21 protein-coding genes are annotated in these 25,550 nt (G+C 52.1%); 9 read left to right on the top strand and 12 right to left on the bottom strand.

The window, feature by feature from the left end:
• The gene (locus ACSPJT_RS13800; protein ID WP_435893143.1) at positions 1–666 is read left to right on the top strand and encodes a response regulator; all 666 of its coding nucleotides are present in this window, start codon (positions 1–3) and stop codon (positions 664–666) included.
• Between the two features lie 70 nt (positions 667–736).
• On the opposite strand, the gene ACSPJT_RS13795 is transcribed toward ACSPJT_RS13800, so the two are convergent.
• Positions 737–1,558, bottom strand: coding sequence for a PEP-CTERM sorting domain-containing protein (locus ACSPJT_RS13795; protein WP_435893142.1), 822 nt, complete (start codon positions 1,556–1,558; stop codon positions 737–739).
• 352 nt (positions 1,559–1,910) lie between these two features.
• Here ACSPJT_RS13795 and ACSPJT_RS13790 point away from each other — a divergent pair, with 352 nt between their 5' ends.
• The gene (locus ACSPJT_RS13790) at positions 1,911–5,504 is read left to right on the top strand and encodes a hypothetical protein (protein WP_435893141.1); all 3,594 of its coding nucleotides are present in this window, start codon (positions 1,911–1,913) and stop codon (positions 5,502–5,504) included.
• Positions 5,455–6,267 carry a hypothetical protein gene (locus ACSPJT_RS13785; protein ID WP_435893140.1) on the top strand — a complete coding sequence of 271 codons (813 nt, stop codon included), beginning with the start codon at positions 5,455–5,457 and terminating at the stop codon, positions 6,265–6,267. Before ACSPJT_RS13790 ends, ACSPJT_RS13785 begins: the two co-directional genes overlap by 50 nt.
• A 7-nt stretch (positions 6,268–6,274) precedes the next feature.
• Here ACSPJT_RS13785 and ACSPJT_RS13780 read toward each other — a convergent pair whose 3' ends face one another.
• The 6 genes from ACSPJT_RS13780 to ACSPJT_RS13755 all read right to left on the bottom strand — a co-directional run bounded on the left by ACSPJT_RS13780 (position 6,275) and on the right by ACSPJT_RS13755 (position 12,434).
• On the bottom strand, positions 6,275–7,069 hold the full coding sequence (locus ACSPJT_RS13780; RefSeq protein WP_435893139.1) for a glycosyl hydrolase: 795 nt from the start codon (positions 7,067–7,069) through the stop codon (positions 6,275–6,277).
• 55 nt (positions 7,070–7,124) lie between these two features.
• A complete protein-coding gene (locus tag ACSPJT_RS13775; RefSeq protein WP_435893138.1) occupies positions 7,125–9,152 on the bottom strand; it encodes a serine/threonine protein kinase in 2,028 nt (675 codons plus the stop codon).
• A complete protein-coding gene (locus ACSPJT_RS13770; protein ID WP_435893137.1) occupies positions 9,152–9,811 on the bottom strand; it encodes an RNA polymerase sigma factor in 660 nt (219 codons plus the stop codon). The genes ACSPJT_RS13775 and ACSPJT_RS13770 overlap by 1 nt, the downstream gene beginning before the upstream one ends.
• A gap of 114 nt (positions 9,812–9,925) precedes the next feature.
• Positions 9,926–10,534 carry a DUF1287 domain-containing protein gene (locus ACSPJT_RS13765; protein WP_435893136.1) on the bottom strand — a complete coding sequence of 203 codons (609 nt, stop codon included), beginning with the start codon at positions 10,532–10,534 and terminating at the stop codon, positions 9,926–9,928.
• A 117-nt stretch (positions 10,535–10,651) separates the two neighbouring features.
• Positions 10,652–11,413: a carbohydrate-binding family 9-like protein gene (locus ACSPJT_RS13760; protein WP_435893135.1), complete on the bottom strand. Its 762-nt coding sequence runs from the start codon at positions 11,411–11,413 to the stop codon at positions 10,652–10,654.
• A gap of 1 nt (position 11,414) precedes the next feature.
• The gene (locus ACSPJT_RS13755; RefSeq protein ID WP_435896204.1) at positions 11,415–12,434 is read right to left on the bottom strand and encodes an aldo/keto reductase; all 1,020 of its coding nucleotides are present in this window, start codon (positions 12,432–12,434) and stop codon (positions 11,415–11,417) included.
• A gap of 66 nt (positions 12,435–12,500) precedes the next feature.
• On the opposite strand from ACSPJT_RS13755, the gene ACSPJT_RS13750 reads away from it, so the two are divergent.
• The 5 genes from ACSPJT_RS13750 (at position 12,501) to ACSPJT_RS13730 (ending at position 18,584) form a co-directional block, all read left to right on the top strand.
• Positions 12,501–13,277: a TerC family protein gene (locus ACSPJT_RS13750; protein ID WP_435893134.1), complete on the top strand. Its 777-nt coding sequence runs from the start codon at positions 12,501–12,503 to the stop codon at positions 13,275–13,277.
• A gap of 41 nt (positions 13,278–13,318) precedes the next feature.
• Entirely contained in the window at positions 13,319–13,927 is a 609-nt protein-coding gene (locus ACSPJT_RS13745) for an acyloxyacyl hydrolase (protein WP_435893133.1), read from the top strand.
• Positions 13,928–13,947: 20 nt separating this feature from the next.
• Complete coding sequence (locus ACSPJT_RS13740) at positions 13,948–15,363, top strand: class I adenylate-forming enzyme family protein (protein WP_435893132.1); 1,416 nt, start codon at positions 13,948–13,950, stop codon at positions 15,361–15,363.
• A 15-nt stretch (positions 15,364–15,378) separates the two neighbouring features.
• Entirely contained in the window at positions 15,379–16,671 is a 1,293-nt protein-coding gene (locus ACSPJT_RS13735; RefSeq protein WP_435893131.1) for an NAD(P)/FAD-dependent oxidoreductase, read from the top strand.
• Positions 16,672–16,853: 182 nt separating this feature from the next.
• Entirely contained in the window at positions 16,854–18,584 is a 1,731-nt protein-coding gene (locus tag ACSPJT_RS13730) for an aspartyl protease family protein (RefSeq protein WP_435893130.1), read from the top strand.
• Positions 18,585–18,619: 35 nt separating this feature from the next.
• On the opposite strand, the gene ACSPJT_RS13725 is transcribed toward ACSPJT_RS13730, so the two are convergent.
• The 4 genes from ACSPJT_RS13725 to ACSPJT_RS13710 form a co-directional block, all read right to left on the bottom strand.
• On the bottom strand, positions 18,620–19,270 hold the full coding sequence (locus tag ACSPJT_RS13725) for a LolA family protein (protein ID WP_435893129.1): 651 nt from the start codon (positions 19,268–19,270) through the stop codon (positions 18,620–18,622).
• A gap of 66 nt (positions 19,271–19,336) precedes the next feature.
• Complete coding sequence (locus ACSPJT_RS13720) at positions 19,337–19,936, bottom strand: alpha-ketoglutarate-dependent dioxygenase AlkB family protein (RefSeq protein ID WP_435893128.1); 600 nt, start codon at positions 19,934–19,936, stop codon at positions 19,337–19,339.
• A complete protein-coding gene (ada, locus tag ACSPJT_RS13715) occupies positions 19,933–20,772 on the bottom strand; it encodes a bifunctional DNA-binding transcriptional regulator/O6-methylguanine-DNA methyltransferase Ada (RefSeq protein WP_435893127.1) in 840 nt (279 codons plus the stop codon). Before ada ends, ACSPJT_RS13720 begins: the two co-directional genes overlap by 4 nt.
• 81 nt (positions 20,773–20,853) lie before the next feature.
• A complete protein-coding gene (locus tag ACSPJT_RS13710; RefSeq protein WP_435893126.1) occupies positions 20,854–21,471 on the bottom strand; it encodes a rhomboid family intramembrane serine protease in 618 nt (205 codons plus the stop codon).
• 146 nt (positions 21,472–21,617) lie between these two features.
• On the opposite strand from ACSPJT_RS13710, the gene ACSPJT_RS13705 reads away from it, so the two are divergent.
• Positions 21,618–24,002: an efflux RND transporter permease subunit gene (locus ACSPJT_RS13705; RefSeq protein WP_435893125.1), complete on the top strand. Its 2,385-nt coding sequence runs from the start codon at positions 21,618–21,620 to the stop codon at positions 24,000–24,002.
• On the opposite strand, the gene ACSPJT_RS13700 is transcribed toward ACSPJT_RS13705, so the two are convergent.
• Complete coding sequence (locus ACSPJT_RS13700; RefSeq protein ID WP_435893124.1) at positions 23,937–25,544, bottom strand: NAD(P)/FAD-dependent oxidoreductase; 1,608 nt, start codon at positions 25,542–25,544, stop codon at positions 23,937–23,939. The two genes, ACSPJT_RS13705 and ACSPJT_RS13700, sit on opposite strands and share 66 nt — an antisense overlap.
• Between the last annotated feature and the right edge of the window lie 6 nt (positions 25,545–25,550).

The following is a 25,550-nucleotide window of genomic DNA, read 5'->3' as shown; positions in this document are numbered from 1 at the left end:
ATGGACAACAACGATTCAAACACACCAAGCCCTGTCACTCTCTGGTTGATCGAAGACAATGCCGCATTTCGCTCCAACCTAACAGAGACATTAAATTCAGTCGACCAGATCCAATGCACACGCAATTTTTCATCTTGTGAAGAAGCACTGGAATCTTTGCAAGAAACTGCCGACAGGCCTCAGGTCATGCTGATTGATATTTCCCTCCCGGGCATGAGTGGTATTGAGGGACTCACACAAATTCTTGTCATCGATCCAGACATCAAATGCATTGTCCTAACAGGCTCAGACAAAAAGCAAGATGTCTTCCATGCGATTTGCGCAGGTGCGTCTGGCTATTTACTCAAAAACACCTCCATTGAACAAATCGTGCAGAGCATTGAAGACGTGATTGAGGGTGGGGCCTCGCTCGATCCCCATGTCGCCTCCATGGTGCTGAATGCTTTTCCGAAAAGTAACACTCCGCCCAAACAACACGATCTCACCGAACGCGAAGTGGAGGTACTGAAACACCTGGCCGATGGCCTGATCATCAAGGAGATCTCAGATCTGATGAACCTCTCCCCACACACGGTCAAATTCCACGTCGCTAATACCTACAAGAAGCTCAACGTGCAGTCTCAGGCAGGCGCCGTGGCAAAAGGAATCCGCAAAGGGATCATCTAACACAACTCAGCACACAAAAAGGCCGCTCCCTAGGGAACGGCCTTGATAGAATATTTAGTGCGCGGCCTTATTATGCCTTGCGGCGTCTAAGGATGAGAGCAAGTCCGCCAAGTCCAAGTAGGGCTGCGGATGAAGGCTCGGGAACAAGGGTGGAGGTGCCGTACCAAGCTATGTCGAAGCCGTCATCAGCCGGCACTGTATTATTTGCTGCAAGCGCCATCGCATCCGTGGTCAGATCGTTGCGGTCTGTCAGAAATGTTGCAGTGGCACTATCGTTAGTGGATGAGCCTAGAGTGAAGCGCACAAAAAACGAGTCGCTATTGAGAGTGCCTGCAGCATCCAAGCCACTAACGACATATACCTGCTGCGGTCCAATTGTGCCGCCTAAGCCATTGGGGACGCGAAAGTCGGTAATCGTGTCGGCTGGTCCAACATTGCTACCGCCACCGTTTCCACCGACTGCCACCTCTTGCACGGTCGCCGCGAAAAAGTTAACACCGTCTGTGCTATAAAGAGCATTGCTGATAATATTGGAACCGCCCCCTCCTCCGCGCTGCATGGCAAATGCAAACTTCTCAAATATCACATTATGTGTGCCAGTAAGATCGACCTTTACAGTGATATCATCACTCCCAGTTCCATTGACGCCCGTCAGTCCGGTAAGTGAGACAGTACCACCCCCATTGATCGTCGACGCAGGTCCAGAAATCCAGTTTGAAGTGGTAGCAGCATCGGTAATTTTAACTCCCTGCCCGTCAAATTCGTTGAAACTGGTGCCGTTTTCGGAGTCCAAGCCGTAGAGCAAAGCCGCATCAGCTTGCTGAGTGACTAATGCCAAAGAACACAAAGCCCCGAGAGATAATATTTGTAGTGATGTAGTTGGTTTTCTCATATTGATTGAATGTTTTTGATAGAAGCTACCATAGGAACGCTCCTCCATTTCCTCATTTAATCTACAACCCACGTGATTTCTGCCTACCTAGCCAATGAGCTAGTTTACTCGGAACCATGAAATCCACTCAAGGCGACATAGTCAACATGGGCCACTCTCAAACCCATTGAGCCCACAAAATCCGCTTTCTTCAGACTTTCGTAAAATAAATAATGTTTTTCATGAGATTGACGCATCTTTATGTATAGAACCCGAATTTTTGGGTGTTTAATGAATATACTTGGGATATACTTAGTCGATTTGACCCGCGCCATTCAGGCCGTCGTATCTCTGCACTCTTTCTCTGCACACCATGAAAATAAATAAAAACCACTGTATCACATCATCCTCGCCTCGTGGATTCGCCTTGATCGCTACCATTTCGATTATGGTGCTCCTGACGATGATTGCCTTGGCCATGCTAAGCCTCAGCACGGTGGAACTACGCACGGCTCGCCATAGTCATGCACAAGCAGAAGCTCAGGCGAATGCCAGACTTGGACTACAAATTGCATTAGGCAGACTGCAGACTTCCCTCGGTCCCGATGCCCGGGCCACCGCGAACGCCTCCATTCTCGATACCGACCCATCTTCACCCGAGATCGATGGTGTTCGTCACGCCCACTGGCTGGGTGCCTACCCCACGATCAATCCCAACAGCCCCGATGACGGCATCATTTCCCCTCGCACCCTTCGTGACTGGAGTTTGGAAAACATGGAATGGCTGGTTTCCACATCAGATCCTAACACGGCTGCGGATCCCACAGCGCCACTTGGTGGAGATGTCATCACCATGGGTCAGTTCATCAAGGATGGCACTGCCACTATTCCCGATACCTCAAGCATCGACGGACTTTCCGCCGCGCTTCTTACCAAAGCCCAGGCCGGACTCGTGAAAGTGGAGGAAAACTCCGGCCGCTACGGCTGGTGGGTAGGCGATGAAAGCATGAAAGCCAGAATCGATACCCTGGCATCCACCAACGGTTCCGACGTGCTTGCAGGCACCGAAGTGAACGCGACCGCGCAGAAGAGCAACAACTACCAGATCACCCAGGGGGTGAACCTTGAAAGCCAGTTGCCTACTTATAAAGACGACCCTGAAAAACTTTTCAAACTGATCACTCACAACGAACTCACCATGCTCGGCAGTGAGTCTGCGGATTCCTCATGGAAAAACTGGAGTTTGCTCAATCAGGACAAATTCACACCATACTCCTATTCCCTACCCGTCAACGTGGCTGATGGCAGGTTGAAACAAGACCTGACTGCCTATTTCAAAGGTTCATACACAGGGCTCGACAAGCAATCGATGATCGATCCCCGCTTCCCCGTTACCGCCACCCGCGTTCCTACTTTCGATTTCGTCAAACAGTGGGCCAACATGGTGGAAGACCGCACCACTCCACAGCCAGTCGTCGCACCGAACTACGATCCCACATCACCTGAGCACGGGCTGCACCCGGTGTTCACCCAGGGCGCCGTGGCTATGCAGCACTCCTATCAAATCACGGGCCAGAGAACCTTCAAGCCCGTCACCATGATCATGCCCCAGATCCAGCTGTGGAACCCTCACAACGTAAAACTCGAAGCAAGGGATTACATCGTGCAAGTTGGTTACCAATTCAGATGGTGGATGCAAACAGGCATCAGAAACACCGATGAGGCCAGCTATGACGTCAACCCTGTCTGGCACTCATGGGAGGAAAAAAACAATCACGCACCGCTACCTCCCCACAAACCCGCTGATAACGAAAACATCGACTACCAGGGCAACAAACGCTTTTTCACCTTTGTCATCAAAGACCAAGCGTTCGAAGCCGGTGAGTCTCTCATTTTTCATGCCAAACCACCGGCCAGCGGTGCTATTTCGGGTGTTCCCTATAACATGAATGAAGATGCGGATACCGACATTCTTAAAAACTACACCAATGACGGCGATCTCAACCTGTTAGTCAACGAAGGCAACCTGGACGAGTTTTTCTACGTCGTAAGCCCCTCGAACGGCACTCTCGATCCGAATTCCAACGCCAACTTATCCAACATGCTGAGAACGGAACCCAACTTCCGCTCAACCACCACTGGCTCAGGGGCGAACGATGATGAAGACCTCGATATGCATCTGAACCTCTACACCGTGAACGACGGCACCCCCAGCTTGTTGCACGCGATGAAAAAACCGCAGCGTAACGAGCGTTACGGAAACTGGCAACGTCCCACCTACCCGCTCAATCGTTATCAGGACGGTTCCCTGTTAGCTTCGGCCACCTACGATGGTAAAAGCGCCTTGGTCAACTTCGGCTCGTCCATGCTGGTGAGTAATTTTGACATTTTCCAAGGGGGAAATAACATGAACTTGCCACCGAAGGCCGGTCAGCCTCACGCAGTGCTCGGCTACTGGAACATCCGCAACCAGGAAAGTTTCTCTACTTCAGAAACATGGTCGTCCGGTTCCCTGGAAGCCTCGAAGTGGTTGAACTCCTTCTCGTTCCGGAGCACCCAAGTATTCAAAACCACTTGGGAATCCGCTGAAAACCTGTATGGCAACCTCTCCACTGACCGCCTGGGTGGCTGGCACCTATCACAGGTGCAGGACATGGTTTATCCGATGTTCGATTACCCTACCACCCCATACGGACCACTCTCGCTGGGTAGTTTCCAACACGCCAACCTCTCCGTATACGGCTGGCAGCCGACCTACGCCTTCGGCAATGCCCAGGCACCTCCGCGCTTTGACCGCACCAAGTTCCAGTCCAGCGAGCAGAGTGACCTATATGACATTTCCTACCTGCTGAATGCCTCTTCATGGGACCGCTACTACCTCAGCACCATCCCCCAGTCTGGCACAGCCTTGAAGAAAGGCATGCGCCTTCCTAACAGCAGACAGTTCCTCACTACCCCCACTGGTGAAGGAAGCGTGGACGAAGCCAAGTTGATCAACGCCGATGGCTTTGAGCTCTCCGCATCCAATGTGATGATCCACGGCGGATTCAATGTGAACTCCACCTCGGTCACAGCCTGGAAAGCATTCCTCTCCGGCGCCATGGGACAAAGTGTGGAAACGCTGCACTCATCCGAGGACAGCAACGTGGCCACCGCAGCCGCCATGGGCCGCTTCCTTGCCCCGCTGATGGAGGAGACCGAAGCAGTCGCCAACGACAGGAACAGCACACGTTTCGACCGCCCTAACACCTGGGCCTCCACCAGAACCTTGAACAGCGATGAGATCAACATACTGGCAGGTCGTATCGTGGAAGAAGTCAAACGCCGCGGGCCATTCCTCTCCCTTGCAGATTTCGTCAACCGCAGGCTGGAGCCAGACTCAGACGTCACCGGCGACGAGCGCACCTATCAGGAGGTCCTTGGCACCCTGCAGGCCGCCATCAACAAGGCCACGATGGAAGATCAGAAAATCAACTACCACTACTATGCCAACGAAAGCAACAACGGCATCAAAATGACCATCAAACCTGATGAAGACTGGAGCAGTGGTGGGCTTGATTTCACCGTCTCCTCCTCTGCCCAGGAAGCAATGTTAGGCTACCCAGTCTCGAAGATCAACCAGTCCGGTGGATTGATCCATAACTACGCGCCTAACTTCCTATCCCAAGCGGATGTGCTCACCAAGATCGGACCAAGCATCACCGTCCGTGGTGATACCTTCGTGATCCGTGCATACGGTGATTCGATCGATTCTCGCACCGGTGAGATCGCCGCCAAAGCCTGGTGTGAAGCCGTGGTGCAGCGCGTCGCCAAGCCCGTGGCGTGGGATGGCAGCAGCAGCCAGCTGATGCAACCTCAGGCACCAAGTGAGACAGGATTCGGTCGCCGTTTCAATGTCGTCAGTTTTCGGTGGTTGAATGAAAAAGACGTCATGCCATACTCCGATGACGATGCCATCGCGCAGTAAATCAAACCTCATCACTTTTATGCTCCCTCGTAAGATCACCGCCCTGTTGTTGCTGGCCCTCACGACCGCCAGCCTGTCCGCCCAGAATCCGCCGGCGCAAAAACCCGTAAATCCCGATCAGCTCCCCGGGCTGCCAAGCCCCAAGGAGAACGATATCATGTGCCGCTGTGTCAGCACCTTCCTTCCCGGGAAAAATGAAACATTCTTTTTCAAAATAGACGACACCTACCACGAGGTAAGCCTCACCGGAGAAGGTATGTCTCTTCCTTTCCCAGTCCGTGGATCCACTACGTTCACCCTCTATAAAAAGACGCCGGCTGGTGAAGATGCACCGCCATACACCCCGGTGGTCGAACAGGCGCTGAGTGGAGACGGCAAAGATTTCCTCGTGTTCCTAAGCCGCAAAAATGACAAGGCTCCGATGAAGAGCAAGTCAGTGAATCTGAACACCTCTAGCTATCCTGCCAACAACATCTATCTGTTCAACGAAAGCCCGGCGGCACTCGGCTTGCAAGTGAACACCTCCAAGGCCGTGGTCAAACCGTTCGAGTCCTTCAACTACAAATTCCAGAATACCGATCGCGATACCTATACTTCCGCAAAGATCGTGATGCGCTACAAGGGAGAGAACAAAGTCATGGCCAGTAAACGGCTCCGCCTGGTGCCAGGACGCCGCATCATCCTTGTTGCCTTTCCCAGTAAAGCCCGCACCCAGTTGGGCGCGACGCCATTGCGGCTGATCATTACTCAGGACCAGCCGTAAATCAGGTTTACAGAGCAGCTAAAGCCAGACCGATTTCGGAGAGCGAACCATCAGCTTTCCAGATCGAGCCTGGCTTTCCTTTTGGTTTGTTGAAATAGGCATAGCGTTCGACGCGTCTGTGTTTCTCGAGGATTTTGAATGCCTTGATGGCAAACTCAGCCATCTCCTCGTGAGTGCCGCTCCAGCCATTGAACTCGGTGAGCCACAATGGTAGTCGGTATTTTTTATACATGTCGTCTAGCCAGTTATCGAACTGTCTAATATCCGTGCCGCTGTACCAGTGGAGTGCGAGAAAATCGACTTTCAGTTTATTGCGCTTCACCCCCTTCATGAATTCATCCAGCCACTGATTTCCACCCTGATCATTCGACACAGCAGGGCTTCCCAGACGGAGATTCTTATCCCTCGCGAGCTTCTCGAGTTTAGGCCAATGTTTCAGACCTTCCTCCACAGAGAGGTTACCCTGCTTCTTACGCTCCGGCTCATTATAACCTAACAAATGGGTGATGTTCTTCTGCGCCCGAATGGCATCAAATGTCTTCTGCCCGAGGTTGATCCGGCCTTTCACCATCGGCACAAATTCAATCCCGTCAATCCCACCCTTGCCACTGCGTGACCATGTATAGAACCAAGCCGGTTTGATTTGTTTGTGGCCTGTACCGTTGCCCCCGCAATATCCCTTCTTCTTCGACTTCCCTCCGGTCTCAGCCGCAGCCTCGCCCCAGGGCAACACCGTCGCGGTAGCGGCTAATGATGCTGATTTGAGAAAACTTCGGCGAGAAAACGATGGCTGCTGATTCATAATAACTTTCATCTATTAAACACCACTCAACCCCAATATCTATACAGCAGAAGCCTCATTTCCCAGCTTGCTCCACGATCTTGACGGTCACTTGTTCTTGCAATGACTCCAGCTGAGCCTGCCCATACTGCCCATGTCTGATCTTCAAAACCTGCAGCGTATCCATCGTGGCCAACGGAGCCAAATCCTTAGCCGGCATATCGCTTAGGTCGAGTTCATACAACCTCATGCCCCTGAGCTGATGGAGGTCACGTAGCTGACTGGCATTCATTTCTATCGAACGCACATTCAGTATCCGCAGCATGCAGAATGGAATGACCTCCGGATTCACCAGCGGCACCTTGGGACGGTAAAGTGTCTTCAAACCCTGCCCTCCAATCTTCAAGTGCTTGCGTTTGTTATCAAACTTGAAAACTTGATTGGTCCATTGCGGGTTGGAAATTGCGAGGACGCCTTTGATGATACGGACTTTCTCAGAAACTGATTTCCGCACCAAACTGTCATAGATCACCATCTTCTCGACCAACATGGTTCGACTGGTGTTCTTCGCGTCTGTTAGGCGACGCATTAAACGAACAAAATCGTCAGGTGGCAGCAAACCATCTCCCCTTACCAGTGGCGCAAACTCAGGAATCGTGGCCCTCAGCTCGCCCTGATCACCTACTCGAATTTTGTAATATTTCTCAGCCTGATCGAAGTCCTGCATGATAAATAATAAATAGGCCTTCAAACTCCACGACCGATCGCCTGCCGGAGGATCCGTTGCCAATTTTTTATCCAGACCTTCCATCGCTTTCTGCACAGCAAGCAGTCCCAACGATTCCTTGAGAATAATCTCATTCACAAGAAAGGTCGTACTATCAATGGTGTCTTCACCGCGATTCTCTAACAACACCGAGGAATATTCCTTTTCCTTCAGGTATCGGTCCAGTGACTGCTCCGCGCGATCTCGTTCCTGCTCTGCGGAAAGCAGTGCCGTCTCCGTGTGCTCTAGGGCCAGCTCAGTCTTCCCATAACTGATCCGTAACTTCTGAGTGAAATAAAGCGCCACCCCTGTCAAAAACAGGGTGAAGAATAAGGTGAGGAGGCTCATCTTTTTGTGACGACGATAGAACAAACGTATCTCCCTTCCGATTCCTGGCCGCTCCGCCCCGACACTAAAGCCCATCAAATGTCGGTTCACATCCTCCCACATGGGCTCCACCTGAGAGTAACGATCCAGCGGGTTTTTAGCACAGGCTTTGTTGACGATCGCGGTGATCGCTTTCGATCTTGGTGGCTTGTTAGAACGCGATTCAGGCGGTAACAAAGTAGCGAGCTCATATAGAATGCAACCCAGTGCATAGATATCCGTCTGTTTGGTTTTCTGCGATTTAGGGTCATCCTGCTCAGGAGCCATGTAACCTGGTGTGCCTTTGATCGCAGGCTCTAACTGGTCACCATAAAGATCCGGATCGAGTAGCGCTTCGGACGAGTGTTTTTCACTTCCTCCCCGCTCAATTTCTCCCAGACCCCAGTCACAGACCTGCACCTCACCAAAGGTTCCCACTTGGATGTTTTCAGGCTTTAAATCCAAGTGCAGTACATGCCGAGAATGAGCGTAGCTGATCGCTTCGCAGATTCTGAGGAAAATGGATAATCTGCGGTGCAGGGAATATTCCTCTAGGTTCTTTTCCTTTTTCAGCTGGGAAAGAATTTTACGTAGAGAGTGACCGCGTTTGTATTCCATGGTGAAATACGGTCGCTTCGAATCATCGATGCCCATATCGAACAACTTGATGATGTTAGGGTGCTCCAAGCGCGATGTGATATGGCCTTCACGAAGGAAAGCATCATAACGCGCTGGCACCACATCATCCTTGGGCCGGGCCATCGCGACGTGCCGCTCCGTTTGCACATCATAGACCCTGAAGACCTGTTTCATACCTCCAACGCCAATCTCATCCTCAAGCTCATAACGGTCCGTGACTCGCTCCAAGGCATGGTAGAGAGGACAGATCTCTTCGGTCGGGCTACCGGATAAATCGAGAGGTTTTCGTTCTGCCTCTTCGTAAAGCTGACTGTAGATCGATGAACCAGACATTACTCAGCGGTGACCTCGGCGAAGCTTTCAAGGTCGTGTTTAAGTTGTTGGATCTCCTTGAGCAACACCGCTTTCACGCGGTGTTTAAGGATGTAGACGGTATTCACCTTGATATTGAGTTGCTCGGCGATGTCTTCCACGGATTTGCCATCCAGTGACATTTTGAAAACCTCGACGGCATTCCCAGAAAATACCGCACTGGCTCGTTCCATCGCCAGCTCGACCACGTATTCCTGCCACTCTTGCTCTACCCGCAGGTCAAGCTCCGGATCATCGCTCAGCACCAGCTTTTTGCCCTCTCGGTCATCGTTCAAGCTTGGCCCGGTGGGTTTTCTTTGATTCGACCGGATGATGTTCAGCGCAGTGTTCTTAATGAGCCTAGCGAACCACGTTCTGAATTTCGCACGGTCGGGATCACGGTCATAGGTTTGTAAGCCTTTCCACAAAACCAGCGACACCTGCTGCCGGGCATCATCCAAATCGGCACCACGGAAGCCCATGGATTGAAGAACCTTGGAAATGAAAGGCTCGTAGAACTTCAGAAGTTCTTCCCAGGCCAGCTGATCACTACCATCGCTGGCACGCTGTAGCAGGCTAACCCGCGTACGCATCGCGTCCACCGATTGTCGGGTGGATTTCGCTAGCGGATCAGTCGGCATGATAGGCTAGACTAGTTCGGCTGGTGAATTTTCCTAGTCAGAATAATGACAAGATGACGAATCACAGATTGCGCCACTTCACCTTCGCCACCACTTATTTCAGTGAATGTGCGACTACTTCCTCACCCGATAATGCCCGGTGAGCGGGAACTCAAAGAGCCTCGCCTCTTCACGAGCACCACTGCCGATGTTGTGAATGATCATCGGCGTGCCATCCGAATCCACGACGTCACTAACAATCATGATGTGAGGCAATCTTCCGGCCACGGTGCAGGTCACCAGATCGCCTGGTTTGTAGTCTTCCTTTTTCTTGGTCACCGGAAGCGACCATCCCTTGCGTTTGAATAAGGTCTGCAAGTTCGGCACACGGCGGTGATCGATATTTTTGTCAGGCCGTCTCAGCCCCCAGATTTTGGGATACTTGGAAAAATTCGCCCGCATGTCTTCGTGCACCAATTTCTGCAGGTCGATTTTTCGAGCTTTGCGCAGGGCGCGAATAACCACGTCCGTGCACACGCCCTTGCTGATATCAATGTCACCGTTGGGATATTTCAACCCGACATAGGCAGGATCATATTCGACGGTCTTACCAATCTGGGTACGGGCAGCATTGACAATCTCACTGACACCCGAGGGCTTGGTGGCCGCTGTTTTTTGCTCCTGACTGCACCCTGCGGTAATGAATGCACCGAAACAAAGGAGAACATAAATCGATCGTAACATTTCTACTCTACGCTGGGTGGAACGTTAAACTTGCGCCTATGGATGGATTCCTCACTCAGTCTCGGGCAAAAATGACCCAAGCGGGGATGCTGCTGGGATCAAACATCGCGTTGTGATTCAGCTTTCAAATACCACTTCTCCCCAATGTTTTGGGATGTGCATATTCACGACACCCTGCGGACTCCAGACCCAGTTATCCTCCGGGTGTTGCTGATCCTCGGGGTTCAACCCGTCGGCCAGATCCGTGCCGTGGGGCGGGATTCTAACGTACTCTCCATCGACCACTTCATGCTGCCACTGGACTCGGGAAAAATTGACTTTCCACATGTCACCAGCCTGTGGCGGAGTTGATCGTCCAGGATTGTATTTCGCCAATTCCGACCAAGGAAAGGCGATCTCAACTGACCAGCCCTCGTCTGTCGTCGTGGGGTCGTTGAGTTTTCCTCGCACACCGACTTTGCGGATCAGACCGGGGAGATTACAACCTAACACCGGCTTGCCGCCTTCACTATACGGCACTGGCAAGCTTAACTCCCAGATCGTGCCGAGGGCGTTCATTTCGAATTCATAGTAATTGTTAGAATCCGCATCGGGATCGATAAACACCTCGAAGTCGTTATCGTTAAAAATAATTTCGTTCTGCTTGGTAATCGTTCCCCAGACATGAGGCTCCTCCATTTCTGCGGCGACGTAGAAGTAGTCATCATCCCAAGCCATTTTCGCGCGGGTGCGAAAGCGGGGCTTGAGAGCAGGGTCACCGGTGATGTCTTGGAAATCTTCGGTCCAAGGTACATCCGCCCAGCCAGGATCGGAAATAAAACCGTCCAGCTGCAGTGGCCGGGAGAGTTTGGGGCAGTGGTATTTTGTTGGCTCAGGCATATCAGTTCATTGGGTAGAGGATCTCTTTAGTCACTTCGTCGATGGCTTTCAACACATCATCGCTCAGAGTTAGATCGGCAGCCGCAATAATGGCATCCATCTGGTCCTCGTGCGATGCCCCGACGATGGTAGATGCCACGTAGTCGTGCTGCTTACTCCAGGCTGTGGCCAGTGTGACCACATCCATATCGGCCTCCTTCGCAATCTCGATCATACGAGCTGTGGTCTCCAGGCTCTTCTCGTTCACGAAGCGCGACGCCATCGCTTTTTGACGCGGTTTGCCGTTCTTGAGATAGTCGGAAAACCGGGCACCTTCCGGGAGTTGGCCATCGTTGTATTTTCCGGACAACACCCCACCTGCCAGCGGGCTGTAGGGCAGCAGGCTTACTTTCTCATTTCGACACACTTCGGCGAGTTCGTCTTCGAATCGACGGTTATTGATGGAGAAATTGTTCTGAATGGTGTCGTAGCGAGTCAAGCCGTGCAGGTCGCTGGTCCAGAGAGATTTCATCAGACCGTAGCTGGTCTCATTGCTCACTCCGATCGACCTAACAAGACCTTCCTTGACCAGTTCATCCAGCGCCACCAGCGTGTCTTCACAGCGCATACCGTGATCCGGCCAATGGACTTGATAGAGATCAATGTAGTCGGTCTGGAGACGTTTCAAACTCCCCTCCACCGCCTTGCGGATATGATGCCGGTCGAGTGCCGCTTTTCCTCCACGCACTGGCGGGTTAAACCAGCCATGTGCGGCCCCGGCCACTTTGCTGGCGATAATGATACTGTCGCGATCCCGGCCTTTCAGCCATTCCCCCACCCACTTCTCAGTGAGCCCCGCGGATTCCTTGGAAGGAGGGACCGGGTAGATCTCTGCGGCATCGAAGAAATCGATCCCAGCGTCCAACGCCTTATCCATGATCCGATTGCTCTGCTCCTGATCGCACTGCTCACCAAAGGTCATCGTGCCCATGCAGATTTCACTGACAACGATTCCACTTTCTCCAAGTCTGTTCTGTCGCATGCGGGTATGATGCGTCATGATCTCGGCTTGGCAAGCATCCTCCCACCTGCTATTGCCTAACGCCCTATGGAATACGCCATCGACCTCGTCATGCTCATCGCCCTGCAAGCCGTTCTCGGCTTCGATAACTTGCTCTACATCTCGCTGGAGTCGAAACGCGCACCTCTGGAAAAACAAAAAGCCGTGCGCACCTGGGGAATCGGTATCGCGGTGGTGCTGCGTATCGTCCTGCTATTCGTCCTGCTCAAGATGATGGATTCCTTCAAAGCCCCATGGACTCATCTCGATAACGAATTCGTCAAAGCAGACATCAGCTTTGCCGCGCTGATCACTCTGTTCGGTGGAGCTTTCATCATTTACACCGCCATCAAGGAGGTCATGCACATGATGAGCTTGGAGGAACACCATGAGGCGAAAAAAGATCGCGCTACCACCAGCGCGGCCAAAGTGATCGCGATGATCGTGATGATGAACCTCGTTTTCTCCTTCGATTCCATCCTCAGCGCCATCGCCATCACCACCGTAGGCTGGGTAGTTTCCATCGCGATCGTCGTCAGTGGTATTTTGATGATTGTCTTGGCCGACAAAGTCTCTGCCTTCCTGCAGAAAAACCGACTCTACGAGGTGCTCGGCCTGTTCATCCTTCTTATTGTCGGGGTGATGCTGGTTTCCGAAGGCGGCCACAAGGCCAACCTCAGCTTCTTCGGTCACCCGGTACACGCGATGAACAAGACGACATTCTACTTTGTTATCGCCGTGCTAGTCCTCATGGATGTGGTGCAAGGTCGTTATCAGAAAAAACTGATGCGCGAGAAGAAAGAGAAGCATGGAACTTTGGTCTAGTCGAATGCCTGCATACCTTCTAGCCTCACACTAACAACATTATGAAATCGTTCGTTACCATCCTCTGCTTGTCCTCTTTCGCCGTCGGATCAATCTGTGCAGGCGAAGTCACTTATAACGCCCCCAAGCAAGAGGAACCTTCATGGAAGCGCCACGTCATCGATGTTGAGACTGGATTGATATGGAATATCGGCTCCAACACTCCCATATCCTATCGTATCGTTCCGACACAAATTTCTTGGAGAATCCCTTACTCGATTAAAAAGGATTTCTCAAATGGATCCAAACTCATCGCACGGCATCAGTTTTCATTGATCGGCGATTGGATTCAAAATGGCCCTGAGGACTACTATATCGGCCTCTCCGCCGCGCCTTCGCTCGAGTGGTGGTCAGCTGACGACAAATGGTCAATTTATTTCGCCGCCGGTGGTGGTGTTGGCCTTACCAACAGCACTGACGTAGTAGGCAGCCAAGGTCAGGATTTCACTCTCAACTGGTTTGCCAAAACTGGTGTTCGCTACCAAATCCGACAAGATCTCGGCATCTACGGTGGTGCCTTTTTCCAACACCTCTCGAACGGTGGCCAGACTGACCCGAACCCAGGCGTGGATGCCCTCGGCTTTACGGTCGGCATGAGTTTCTCATTCTAACACATTCGTTTGTCACGCCGATGAACATCGTCGAAGAGATCAAAAAACGTCGGCACGGCAGCCTCATCGCCATCAAAGATGGTGATCTGCAGCTGAGCTTCGACGATCTCTTCAAAGCCGTAGCAGAGGTCAGTGCTCAGCTCCAAGGCCACTCGGCAATCGCTGACAATGAACTGCCTCGCATCGGAGTAAAATTCCCTAACGGCCTCGGCTATATCGTGGTCGCCCTCGCGGTTCTTGAGTCTCGCGCTTGTTTTGTCCCCATCCCTGACGAACTGACCGAAGCAGAGCAACAAACGCTAATTTCAGAAACTGCTTTGCACGGGGTGATCTCCGCCAGTCCAGAAGGCAATATCCAGCTTCCCTGTGATCTGGGCACCGCATTGTTAGAATCCAGTCCTCACGTTCTCCCTGGTTTTCCTCAGGATGAGTTCAATGCCATTGGGCCTGCTTTCATTCGCTTCAGTTCCGGCACTACTGCGGCCTCCAAAGGGGTGATTCTGTCCCATCAATCGCTCTTCGATCGCATTCATGCCGCGAACCAAGGGCTTGAAATCCAAGCCGGCGAAAACGTGCTCTGGACTCTTCCAATGGCGCACCATTTCGCCGTCTCCATTGTGCTCTACCTCTATTTTGGAGCCACCACCGTATTGGAAACCTCGCACCAGCCGGAGCAGATCTATCTTGCCGCAAAGGCATCCGGTTCACACATCCTCTACGGTAGTCCGTTTCACTTTGCTCAGTTGGCTCAATGTAAATCGGCCGAACCGCTGCCTGAGCTGCGACTCGCCATGTCTACAGCATCAGCCTTAAGCGAGGGAGTGGCACAGGCCTTTGAAGAACGATTCAACCTCCCGCTCACCCAGGCGCTGGGAATCATTGAAGTCGGCCTTCCGGTGATGAACTTGCTTCACGCCCACGATCAACCTGCAGCCCTTGGCCAAGTTTTATCTGACTACGAGTGGAAAAGCCAAGCCCACGGCAACGATCCTAATATCGGCGAGTTGTTACTCCGAGGCCCAGGCATGTTCGACGCCTATCTTTCTCCATGGAAAATGCGGGCCGAGTTATGTCCCAATGGATGGTTTGCCACCGGCGACTTGGTAGAACTAACAGATAACAACACCCTCATCATGCGCGGCCGTAGCAAAAGTGTGATCAACGTCGGGGGCATGAAAGTTTTTCCTGAGGAAATAGAGGCTGTGCTCAATGAACACCCGGACATTGAGAAGAGCCGCGTCACCGCAGGGCACCATCCAACGCTTGGCTCCTACCCAAGTGCAGAAATCATAGTGGCGGAGAACAAGGAGCTGCCATCCTCTGCAGACCTTCGTTCCCACTGCGCGGCACGTCTCGCGCCATATAAATTGCCTGTCCAGTTCAAACCCGTCGATCAGATCGAACTCACCGCTAGTGGAAAGGTGAAACGCCACTAACCCATTCTCTCCCTCATGTCCTCGAGCGAAGTTCCGCCCGTCCCCGTTGCCATTCTTGGAGCAGGTCCAACTGGTTGCACATTGGCATGCTTGTTAGCAAAACGAGGAATCCGCTGTGTCGTCTTTGACGATGATAAGCGCCCCAACTTGTTAGTCGGTGAATCGCTGGTTCCTGCCGTGGTTCCGATATTACGAAAACTGGGTATTGAGGACCGAGTCCGAGAATTCTCAGTGGAGAAACCGGGAGCATCCTTTTTTCATGCCAGCGGCACGAAGGTTCACTTGACGTTCACCAAGCGAGGAAAACATGAACCCGGGTATTCTTACAATGTGCCTCGACCACAGTTCGATAACTTACTGCGTGAGCGAGCTACGGAACTAGGTGTCAGCTTCGCCAACGAACGGGCGAAGATTCAAGCATGCGATTCTCCGGAGCGCGATGTCGAGTTAACCGATGAATCTCTAACCGCTGCCGGACTTTGTGACCATCCTACATGGTTAATCGATGCGACTGGTCGCACGCGATTAATCGCGCGCACTCTCGGACTGAAGGCGGATCGAGGCGACCGCAAGGACGTCGCCTATTTTGCCCACTTTGAAAATTTTGCGCACGATGAAGTCGAGCCAGGGCAAATCATCATCTCGATTCTTAAACACGGCTGGGCATGGAGAATCCCCCTTCAAGACAAACTATCCGTGGGCATCGTTCTGAACAAGGAAGCGGCCAAGGCATTGGGCGACACCCCTGAACAACGCTTGGAAGTCGCTATCCGTCAGGACCCGCTGATGAAAGAACACTCAGCGGGAGCCCGCCGGGTAACGGAGGTAATGACTTACACTAACTACCAATTGATCTCGCAACAGGGTCACGGCAAAGGCTGGATTCTTCTCGGCGATGCCTTTGGCTTTGTCGACCCCATGCTCTCCCCCGGATTATTCATGGCTCTCGAGGCAGCAAATTTGTTAGATAAACATTTTTTCTCCCAAGGAATCAAATCTAACGATGCAACTGAAAGAATAGACCGCTACCGCGATGACCTCCGAGCCTGGCACAGCAGCTGGCAAAAGCTGATTGATTATTTCTACAACGGAAAAATCCTGCGCATGTATGAAGCGGGCGCCGGCATGAGTCACGGCAAGCCATGGTATTCCCCCGGCAAGATCATGGAGCGCCATGTGCGAAGAGTCATTGCCAGTATGGCATCAGGAAACGGCACCCGGTCTAATTACAATCATAAACTCTTGGAAATGTGTGACAAACACATGATCTGGGACGTGCATGATGCAGATTTCTATTCGGTTCGATGAACCACATGGCTTTGATTGGCGAGTATGCCCAATACCGTGGTCCAAAAAATATTGGATTAAATTAGAAACAAATTCTCTGACCGCAGCCGCTGGGCACCACAACCGCAGGGAAACGCCTCGCATTGTCGAATCCTGCTGTCGTCACAACATAAGAAAAACCCTTAATTCTCACTCTGGCTCCCATGAAATCCTATCTTGCACTCCTCGTCAGCCTGACTCCCATATCGGCATTCGCCCAAGGCGATACTCCAGCCCCAGTGCCCAAACCCGAAGCGACTGAAAGGAAAGTCGAACTTAAACTGGGACCTAATTCCACACGCGAAGAAGTCAAAGCCGCATTGAAGGCCCAGGGTGTGCAAGTCACCGACGAACTTGTCGACCAAGTGATGGCTCAGCTCGCGAAGGCCGGTGGAAAACCGGACAAAGATACACCTGCTCCGACTCCCGACAAAGAGCCCGTTCCTCCAGGGATGAAAAAAATGAAACTCGAGTTGCGCCCAGGCATGACTCGGGAAGAAGTCCGTAAAGTGATCGAAGCACAAGGTGGGCAAGCTACCGAAAAGATGCTCGATAACATCATGGCCAAACTCAAGGCCGCAACCCCTGCTAAAGCACCAGCCATTGATGCCGATTATCCAGTCCCTACCAATGATAGTGACCCCGCTGCATTCCGTGCGGCACTTGGTAAAGTAATGGACGGCACCAAGCTGAAACTCGAAGCACGCAGCAATACTTATTTCCTTGAAGGCACGATCAATGGCAAACCTGCTAACTTCGTCGTTGATTCCGGAGCACTTGAATCATGCCTCTCCACGGCAGCCTGTGAACGTCTTGGTCTGACTTTTAAACAAACAGATACCACGTCCATCGGTATTCGCGGCGAGGCGAAGGAGTACGTCACAAAAATCAACAAACTCACCGCCGGCTCATCCATGCAGCGTGGTGCTGGCAAGTTCTCGGTCATCGACATGGCTCAGATCCACGATTGCGACGGACTCATCGGAGCCGATCTTCTGGCAGGTTCTGGCGCGGCCATAGATTACGGCACGCACAAGTTGTTAGAGAACTCATCTGAAAAATTCGATTTCGCGAATGCAGCGCGTGATCACGGCATGCAAGTGGTGCCACTGGTCGGGCTCAACGATCACCGTTTTGTCGATATGAAAATCAACGGCAAAACCATGCGCTTTGTCGTCGATACCGCAGCGCAACAATCCGTGCTCGATGCCAAGGCAGCCGATATTCTAGGTATCAAAGTGTATGGCAGCGACACCAAACTCGCGGGTGTGGGTGGTGACGATCAATCCGTGAAACTCGCCGTGGCCAAGGAGATCAAGCTCGGTGCTACCACCATCGTTCGCCCTACACTGCTTGTGATGAATCTGGATGCCCTTCAGGCCTCATCCGGGAATGTGCGGATGTCAGGTATCCTCGGAGCCGATTTCCTATTTGCCAGCAGAGCGATCATCGACCTCGCTGGCAGCAGAATGATTCTCGCCCCCGGGTCGGTTGATCTACGCCCTTACCAGCTAACTGGCGCTGAGATGTTCAATTCGGACAAAGAACTCAAAAAAATCTATGCCGCCTCACCTCAAGTGTTAGGCATCACGGTCGAAAAGTTAGACCAAGTGAAGACACCACTGGTCACTGACAAGGATGGTCGCAAATGGCGGACCGCTCAGATCACTGCCACTGTGCGCGATGTTTTGAAAGGCACAGCAACTGTCGGCAGTAAGATCACATTTGCAGTTCTCTACGCAGATGAGGCAGGAGCGTGGGATACCATGAATACCTCGCTCATGAGAAACAATAATCGCATCGTATTCCTCCCAGCCAAATCATTCGACCTGAGTGTGTGGCCCGACGGAGAAATCCCTCGCGATCAACTCAGGCGACTGGGACTTGGCAAGTAGCAAGCTTAACAAGCGCACGTCTAGGAACGAGGCATCTACTCCCAAGTGTAGGCGTTTTCATTCACTTTGAAAACATCCTTGGGAAGTGAACCGTTCAGCTCTGGGCGAGCGAACTCGGTGATAATCACGGAACCGTCCTTCTGGGTCCACTCGATACGTTCAATGTAGTCGGTCTTTAGGCTGACCTGAAGAACCATCTGGACAATCACGCGCTTGAGCTTGCCGGATTTCGGAGACAACGCGGCGGCGTATTGGCTATCGGTGCGGGTGACTCCGGTGACGTCGAAGTTCTTCATCAAACTCTCAAAGCTTGCAGCCTCGCCGATACCTAACATCAGCAGCAATGGTTTCACTTTACGATCATTCGGATCGAAGGATTCAGCGGACTTTTTCTTTTCATCTAACAAATAAACCTTCTGACCATCAAACACCGCGCTCTGCACCTTAGGATCACCCAGCTGCCAGCGGAATGCCTTGCCGGGTTGAAGCCACAGATAACCGGTATTTTTCACAGGTTCATTGAGTGCGGGCAATTTTTTGGTCTGACGCATCTTCACCTTCACGGACTTGTAGGTCTTCTGCTTGGCGTAGGATTTTTTCAACGGCTCAAGGTCCACTGCCGCCGAGGTGATCCCTAGCTGGCAGACAGCAGTAAACAAAAACAAAGAAATGAATGAGCGAGACATGGCGACACTCTAGCCCAGCGCAGCGGACATTCAACCCCAGAAGGGCGCGCTGGTTTGTATCTTGCCCTACTTCATAGTTCGGAAGGTCAAATTCACCCGTGGTTCGGTGACCTTCTTGGTTTTTGGCACGCAGTGCAGCCAGTGGGTTTGCGTGGTTCCTTTCATTTCCAACAGACTACCGTGCTCTAGTTCCACGCTGACTGTCTCCTTGCTGACCTTATGCTTCAGTGAAAATTTCCTCTCAGCACCGAAACTCACCGAGGCGATGGTGGTGTTTTTTCCGAGCGATTTTTCATCATCACTGTGCCAAGCCATGCCCTCTCCTCCATCGTGATAGAGATTGAGAAGACAGGAGTTAAATTGGGTGCCTGTTAGTGCTTCGATTCTTGTTTTGATCGACAAGAGGTCATCGCTCCATGGCAAAGCTTGTTTGGTGGTGCCGGAGTAGGTGTAGGAAAAATTTGCATCGCCATACCACGCTACTTTCCTTGCCGTGATGATATGTTTTCCAAACATCCGAGCCTCGTCATGTTTCCAAGGAATGTCTGCGAGTAGATTATGCAAATATCGGTCTGCCTGATCCGGAGAAAAAACCGGACCGTGATAGTGAACGGTGCCATCGCTTGGCAGCAGGTTCTTCTCCGGATCTGCTGGAAATAAGTTCATGATTGTTCGCGGTGAAGTAGCTCAGCCTTGCGCTGCACGCCCCAGCGGTAATTCGACAACGATCCATCGGTCCTGATGATGCGGTGACAGGGAATGGCCACGGCCACCTTGTTAGCTGCGCAGGCACTCGCCACGGCCCTAACGGATTTCGGCGATCCCATTTTCTCAGCAAGCTCTGAGTAGCTCGCCGTGCTACCGGGCGGCACTTTCAACAACGCCTGCCAGACTCGCTGCTGAAATGCCGTGCCGCGTATATCAAGTGGCAGATCCAGACCAATCTGCGGATTTTCCACGAAGCCGACAACTTTTGCCACGTGAGCATCGAACTTAGCATCATCGCCAACGAGCTGGGCGTTAGGGAAGCGGTCTTGGAGTTCGCGACAGAGTGGTTCCGGATCGTCGCCCAAAGAAATGGCGCAAATCCCCTGCTCGGTCATCGCCACAAGAATGGCACCAAGCTCAGTCTGGCCGATGGCGAAGCGGATCGTCTCTCCTACTCCGCCCTGTTTATAGACCTTGGCGTTCATTCCCAGGATCTGTTTTGCCTGCTCGTAATATCTTCCACTTGAATTGTATCCCGCCTGATAGATAGTTCGGGTGATGTTTTGCTTTGGCCTTATCTGCTCACGAATTTTACCCGCGCGTTGTGCAACGGCGTAGGCCTTGGGCGTCTGTCCAGTCAGCACCTTGAACTGTCGGTGAAAATGTGAACTGCTCATGCCCACAGCGCGTGCCAAAGTATCGAGCGACGGTGCTTGATCACAGGCTTCCAGCAAGCGGCAGGCAGTGCTAATTTTTACCGCTACGGCGGATTCTTCTGTCTGGGAAGCACTCATAATTCAGGTCCAAGATAGCAGATGATCAGCAGAAAAAACTCCGTTTCTTGCTTTTCTCTACTTAATGCCGATCAGCAGGTCTTAGTGAAGCTTGGGCCGGTTCTCCCTACGAGTGAACATCGCCCATGCAGCTAGAATGCCAGCGATGAATCCGAAAAGGTGGCCCTGCCAAGAGATGCCAGGTTGACCGGGAAACAATCCGTTTAACATGCCGCCGTAGAGTAGGAGGATGCCGATCGATACGATTATCCAAATCACCGACTTCTGAAAGATTCCTCTAACCAGGAGAAAGCCAAGATAGCCAAAGATCAGACCGCTGGCACCAACATGATTGGTCGCACTCGGACCAAGAGTCCAGAGAGCCAAGCCCCCGACGATCATGATGAACACCGTGGCAGCGACAAATACCCGTCGCCCACCCATGAGCACCATGCCTCCGAGTATCAAAAACGGAACTGTATTCGAGATCAGGTGTCCGAATCCCAAGTGTAAAAATGGAGAAGTCAACACACCCGGCAATCCAGACACCCTGCGCGGCTGAATGCCAAAACGATCAAAATAGCCACGGAAAATGAAATCCAGAACCTCCAGGCCCCAAGCAATCGCCACCGCTCCTAGCAAGAGCACCAGATTGTCCTTCACCGCGGTCATGAGCTGACTCCGGCGCTGATCGCTTGGCATGGCTGACGGGCTGTTCATTGCTGTAAAACATACGTGATCACGAGCATCTTCCGATTATAAACTCTGCATGTTTTTCGAGCCCGCCCTAACCTTTTCATATCAAGCAACGAACCCAACGTGCATCTAGTTATTGCGTATCGGGCTGTCGGAACTAGAGTCCCTCCGTGCTTAAGAAATTTCGCTCCCCCATTTTTCTCATCCTGCTGGTTCTGTTTTCGATCGCAGGACTAACGCGGTTAAAATTTGAAACCGGTATTCTCGAGGTGTTGCCGAAAAACCTTCCTGCCATTCAAGCACTGAAAGATTTCCAAGATCACTTCTCCGAGGATCGGGAGGTGATTGTGATGCTGCACTCTGATGAAGAAGAGATCGCCGAAGAGGACGCGGAGTCCTTGGCCCTCTATCTGCGAGAACGCTGGCCGGATACTGAGGTGACCTACAAGTCGGCTTTTGAGGAAAACCCTGAATTGTTCGCTGAGACGGTCGCCCGCATCTGGAGTTACGCCCCACCTGAAGAAATTGAGAAAATCACCACCCGCTTGGGCGATGAAAAAAACCTCCAGAAGCACCTGAGCGAGGTGAAGTCGAACTTGCAGAACTCGTTCGATCAGCAGCAAGCAACGATCGACTCCTATGATCCCTTGGGATTCCTGCGTCACCCTGCCTTGCAACATTTGCTAGATAGTGACGCCAGCTTTGAAAGCGACGACGGAACCTCCAGACTCCTGATGATTCGGCGCAACCATGAGACCGCCATTGGCTATGCTGACGACAGTTTATGGGTGGCTGAGATCCGCAGCATGATCGACCAGTGGAAGAAGGATGAGGAGTATGAATACAGCTTCAAAATGACCGGGGGGCCGGTCTACAATGCGGAGATCGGTTCCAGTATGGAAAACGACATGAGTGGCACGATCACCATCACATCCTTGTGCATCGGTTTGTTGTTTTTATTGGTGCAGCGCAATTTCATCCAGCTGCTGATGATCTCCGTGTTACTGGGACTGACATTTGTCATCACCCTCGGTATCGGCGGTTGGGTGTTTGGAACGCTGAATTTGGTCAGCGTGGGATTTGCCGCCATTTTGTTAGGTCTGGTGATCGACTACGCGGTAGTGATCATCCGCGAATCTCCACATGCGGTGACCCATGGTGATCGAGCTGCAGACTCCCGCTCCATTCGCAAATTAGTCGGCCCTAGCATTCTGTGGGCATCTGCCAGCACAGCAGTCGTTTTCGGAGTATTGACGTTGAGCACATTCACTGGCGTGCAACAGTTAGGTGCCTTGATCGCAATCGGTCTCGTCTCAGGTGCTGTGGTCATGCTGATGCTGACCCCTGTCATGCTTGCAAGATTCCCGGTCAAAACAGCCAATCAACTGGTGCACCCGGTCTTTCTTCCGCCTCGATTGGCACCTTGGCTGCCGGCAACAGCCGTGATCACCGCAGTCGTGCTATTTGCCATCTACGGAGCCCCACAAGTGAATCTTGATCTTAAAATTGTGGAACCTAGCAACAGTGAAGCTGTTTCCGCATTCAACACTCTGCAAGAAGAATTCTCAGCATGGTCCGAGCAGAATGCTGTTCTGGTTGCTACGGCACCAACACTCAGCGAACTGTCTCAGAAAACACGTAAGGCCGAGCCCGTGTTGAATAGTCTGAAGAAGGAAAAGGTGATCAACACCTATTACTGGCCCATAGGTCTACTGCCCGACGAAGCTCAATTTCTGGAAAACAAAAATCCTTTACTCGAACTTGCGAAGGATAGCAAAGCCATCATTGAAACTGCAGGCCAAGAGGGATTCAGTGAAAAGGGTCTGGCGCTGGACAAACAAATTCTGGAAGCTCTTGCGAAACCTAACAGTGCAGAAAATCTTGCCCAACAGAGCGCCGATGACCCCTTGGTGGGTGCCTTTTTTAGCAGAGACTCCGACGGCAAATCATTGTTCACCGGCCGCATCATGTTAGCTGAGAAACCCAGCACCGAGGCACTGAGCAAGCTCGATCCACTGGCTAAGGCCGATGTGGTAGTGACAGGCTACACGATGATGCAGGCCATTCTTTTGCCGCGGGTCAAACGAGACTTCTATGTGATCTTCATCCCTGCTGCAGCACTTTTGTTAGCTGCCTTACTCATCGTGTTCCGCAACTGGCGCGATGCTTTGATTTCCATCACCGTGTTACTAACAGCACTGATGTTGATCAATGTGGTTGTGGTCGTTACTGGACAATCATGGAATTTTCTCAGTGGCATGGCGATTCCTCTGATCGTTGGTGCGGGGATCGACTACAGCATCCACTTAATCTTCACACTGCGCAGGCAGGGAGGAGATTATGCCTCGGTCTGGAATAGCGTGGGCAAAGCGATCTGCTTCTGCGGATTTTCCACAGCGATCGGTTTTGGCTCGTTGCTCTTCGCCTCCAACGAAGCATTGAGAAGCATGGGACTGCTCTGCAGCATCGGCATCTTGCTCACAATGAGCCTAAGCCTGCTTGTAATCCCCGGCCTGTGGAAGTGGTGTCATAGTGGACGGCTCGCTAGCCATTGACGGCCTGACAAAGGCATACCGGATCTCGGCCCAAAGCCAGATTTTGATGCCTTTGAACATCAGTTTCAAAGTCGCAGGCCCAGGGGTGAATGCATTGGTGCTCAGGAAACGGTGATCCAGATTCTTGTCTCCGTATTTTCCAACCTTGATCTTCTTTTGCGCAAGGCGCACTAAGCGGCTGTTATAGAAACGCATGAACTTCGCAAATACTGTTCCCGCAGGACCGTCATAAGGCATCTTGGAAAACTCCGTGTCCTGATCCTCATAGACAAGCCTAACAGGCCCGATAAAGTAGGTGGAAATATCTAACAAATACGCGACAAACATCAGCTCGGCGTCACCGATGTAGTAGTATTTGTTTTTGTAAATGGCATCAAACCAGTAGAAATAGCTGCGTTTGTATTCGCCATCACGCTTCATCATTTCCTCCTTCAGGCACTCGCCATTGAAGTGCTTACGCATGAGCACGTAGGAGGTGTAGACGGTGTGAGAACAGAAATCGAGACCCTGACTGTAAAGCGGATCCATGAATCCGGCAGCATCACCGGCAATGGTCCAGCCGTCACCGGCAATTTTCTCGCTGTAGTATGGCAGCCCTTTGTAGTAACGGTTGTCATTTTCTACTGCGACGGCATCTTTGAACATCAGATTTCCGATCGGGTGCTTGAGAAGATGCTCTTTCAGTCGTTCGGACATACTGCCGTCCTTGGGCGGAGTGAAAATACGCTCGTCCCATGTGATCCCCACACTGACCTCACCATTATCGAGCGGGATGATCCAGCTCCACCAGCCGTAGCCCATCAGGTGGTTGGTTGAAAACCCGCGCTGAGCAAGGACCTGTGTGTTGACACCGCCCATGGCCTCGACGGATTCTTCGGAGTCGAGATCGTTGATATTTTTAAAGCGAGACCACATCGCATTCACTGGATGCATGTCCGCATTGCTCTTCCAAATTTTCAGCTTCCGAGGAACTAGAGAGGCCTTGCCGGAGGCGTCCACCACCCAGCCGGCTGTGACTTCGCGGGTTTCTCCATCGTTAGGTTTGAAAGTAATTTTATTGTTCCCTGCGCCACCGAGTTCGAGGTCCTTGATGGTGGCGGGACGAACCAACTCGCAGCCAAGCTCGACCGCTTCATCGAGCAGGTGAGTGTCTAACTTGAGGCGGTTCAGCTGGAAGGTGGGCAGTCGGCCTTGGAAGGCTGGACCCAGTTCGGTGACCTTCGACGGGCAGTTATTCCCCTCGCGATGGAACCACATGCGGAGGCCGTGTTTGTCCACGTGATTGATCGAGAGGTGCCGACCAATTTTCAGAACGCGTGTGAGGAAACAAGCAGAGACCTCGGAAGTGCTCTCGCCGACTTTGCGGTCGAACACCTCGGACTTCTCCACGATCAGCACCTTCAGATCCGGAAATCGACGTTTCAAAAGAATCGCAGATGCGGACCCGGAAAATGCACCGCCTATGATAACTACGTCGTAGTCGTTAGAACGGTCGACTTTTTCCGAGACTGGCCCCGGCATTTCTTTGGTGCATTTTTGCATGGTTGA

Origin of the sequence: Oceaniferula spumae, from assembly GCF_042849255.1 — a bacterium.
GTDB lineage: Bacteria > Verrucomicrobiota > Verrucomicrobiia > Verrucomicrobiales > Akkermansiaceae > Oceaniferula > Oceaniferula spumae.
Note: the sequence above shows the minus strand (reverse complement) of the source record. Positions and strands in the feature narration are given on the sequence as shown.

Bases quoted from the DNA above. Each gene is read 5' to 3' on its own strand.
- ACSPJT_RS13760 (WP_435893135.1), bottom strand. From the start codon at position 11,413: ATGCCTGAGCCAACAAAATACCACTGCCCCAAACTCTCCCGGCCACTG.
- ACSPJT_RS13795 (WP_435893142.1), bottom strand. From the start codon at position 1,558: ATGAGAAAACCAACTACATCACTACAAATATTATCTCTCGGGGCTTTG.
- ACSPJT_RS13765 (WP_435893136.1), bottom strand. From the start codon at position 10,534: ATGTTACGATCGATTTATGTTCTCCTTTGTTTCGGTGCATTCATTACC.
- ACSPJT_RS13700 (WP_435893124.1), bottom strand. From the start codon at position 25,544: ATGCAAAAATGCACCAAAGAAATGCCGGGGCCAGTCTCGGAAAAAGTC.
- ACSPJT_RS13800 (WP_435893143.1), top strand. From the start codon at position 1: ATGGACAACAACGATTCAAACACACCAAGCCCTGTCACTCTCTGGTTG.
- ACSPJT_RS13720 (WP_435893128.1), bottom strand. From the start codon at position 19,936: ATGAACTTATTTCCAGCAGATCCGGAGAAGAACCTGCTGCCAAGCGAT.
- ACSPJT_RS13730 (WP_435893130.1), top strand. From the start codon at position 16,854: ATGAAATCCTATCTTGCACTCCTCGTCAGCCTGACTCCCATATCGGCA.
- ada (WP_435893127.1), bottom strand. From the start codon at position 20,772: ATGAGTGCTTCCCAGACAGAAGAATCCGCCGTAGCGGTAAAAATTAGC.
- ACSPJT_RS13775 (WP_435893138.1), bottom strand. From the start codon at position 9,152: ATGTCTGGTTCATCGATCTACAGTCAGCTTTACGAAGAGGCAGAACGA.
- ACSPJT_RS13755 (WP_435896204.1), bottom strand. From the start codon at position 12,434: ATGCGACAGAACAGACTTGGAGAAAGTGGAATCGTTGTCAGTGAAATC.
- ACSPJT_RS13710 (WP_435893126.1), bottom strand. From the start codon at position 21,471: ATGAACAGCCCGTCAGCCATGCCAAGCGATCAGCGCCGGAGTCAGCTC.
- ACSPJT_RS13790 (WP_435893141.1), top strand. From the start codon at position 1,911: ATGAAAATAAATAAAAACCACTGTATCACATCATCCTCGCCTCGTGGA.
- ACSPJT_RS13785 (WP_435893140.1), top strand. From the start codon at position 5,455: ATGAAAAAGACGTCATGCCATACTCCGATGACGATGCCATCGCGCAGT.
- ACSPJT_RS13740 (WP_435893132.1), top strand. From the start codon at position 13,948: ATGAACATCGTCGAAGAGATCAAAAAACGTCGGCACGGCAGCCTCATC.
- ACSPJT_RS13780 (WP_435893139.1), bottom strand. From the start codon at position 7,069: ATGAATCAGCAGCCATCGTTTTCTCGCCGAAGTTTTCTCAAATCAGCA.
- ACSPJT_RS13770 (WP_435893137.1), bottom strand. From the start codon at position 9,811: ATGCCGACTGATCCGCTAGCGAAATCCACCCGACAATCGGTGGACGCG.
- ACSPJT_RS13750 (WP_435893134.1), top strand. From the start codon at position 12,501: ATGGAATACGCCATCGACCTCGTCATGCTCATCGCCCTGCAAGCCGTT.
- ACSPJT_RS13735 (WP_435893131.1), top strand. From the start codon at position 15,379: ATGTCCTCGAGCGAAGTTCCGCCCGTCCCCGTTGCCATTCTTGGAGCA.
- ACSPJT_RS13725 (WP_435893129.1), bottom strand. From the start codon at position 19,270: ATGTCTCGCTCATTCATTTCTTTGTTTTTGTTTACTGCTGTCTGCCAG.
- ACSPJT_RS13745 (WP_435893133.1), top strand. From the start codon at position 13,319: ATGAAATCGTTCGTTACCATCCTCTGCTTGTCCTCTTTCGCCGTCGGA.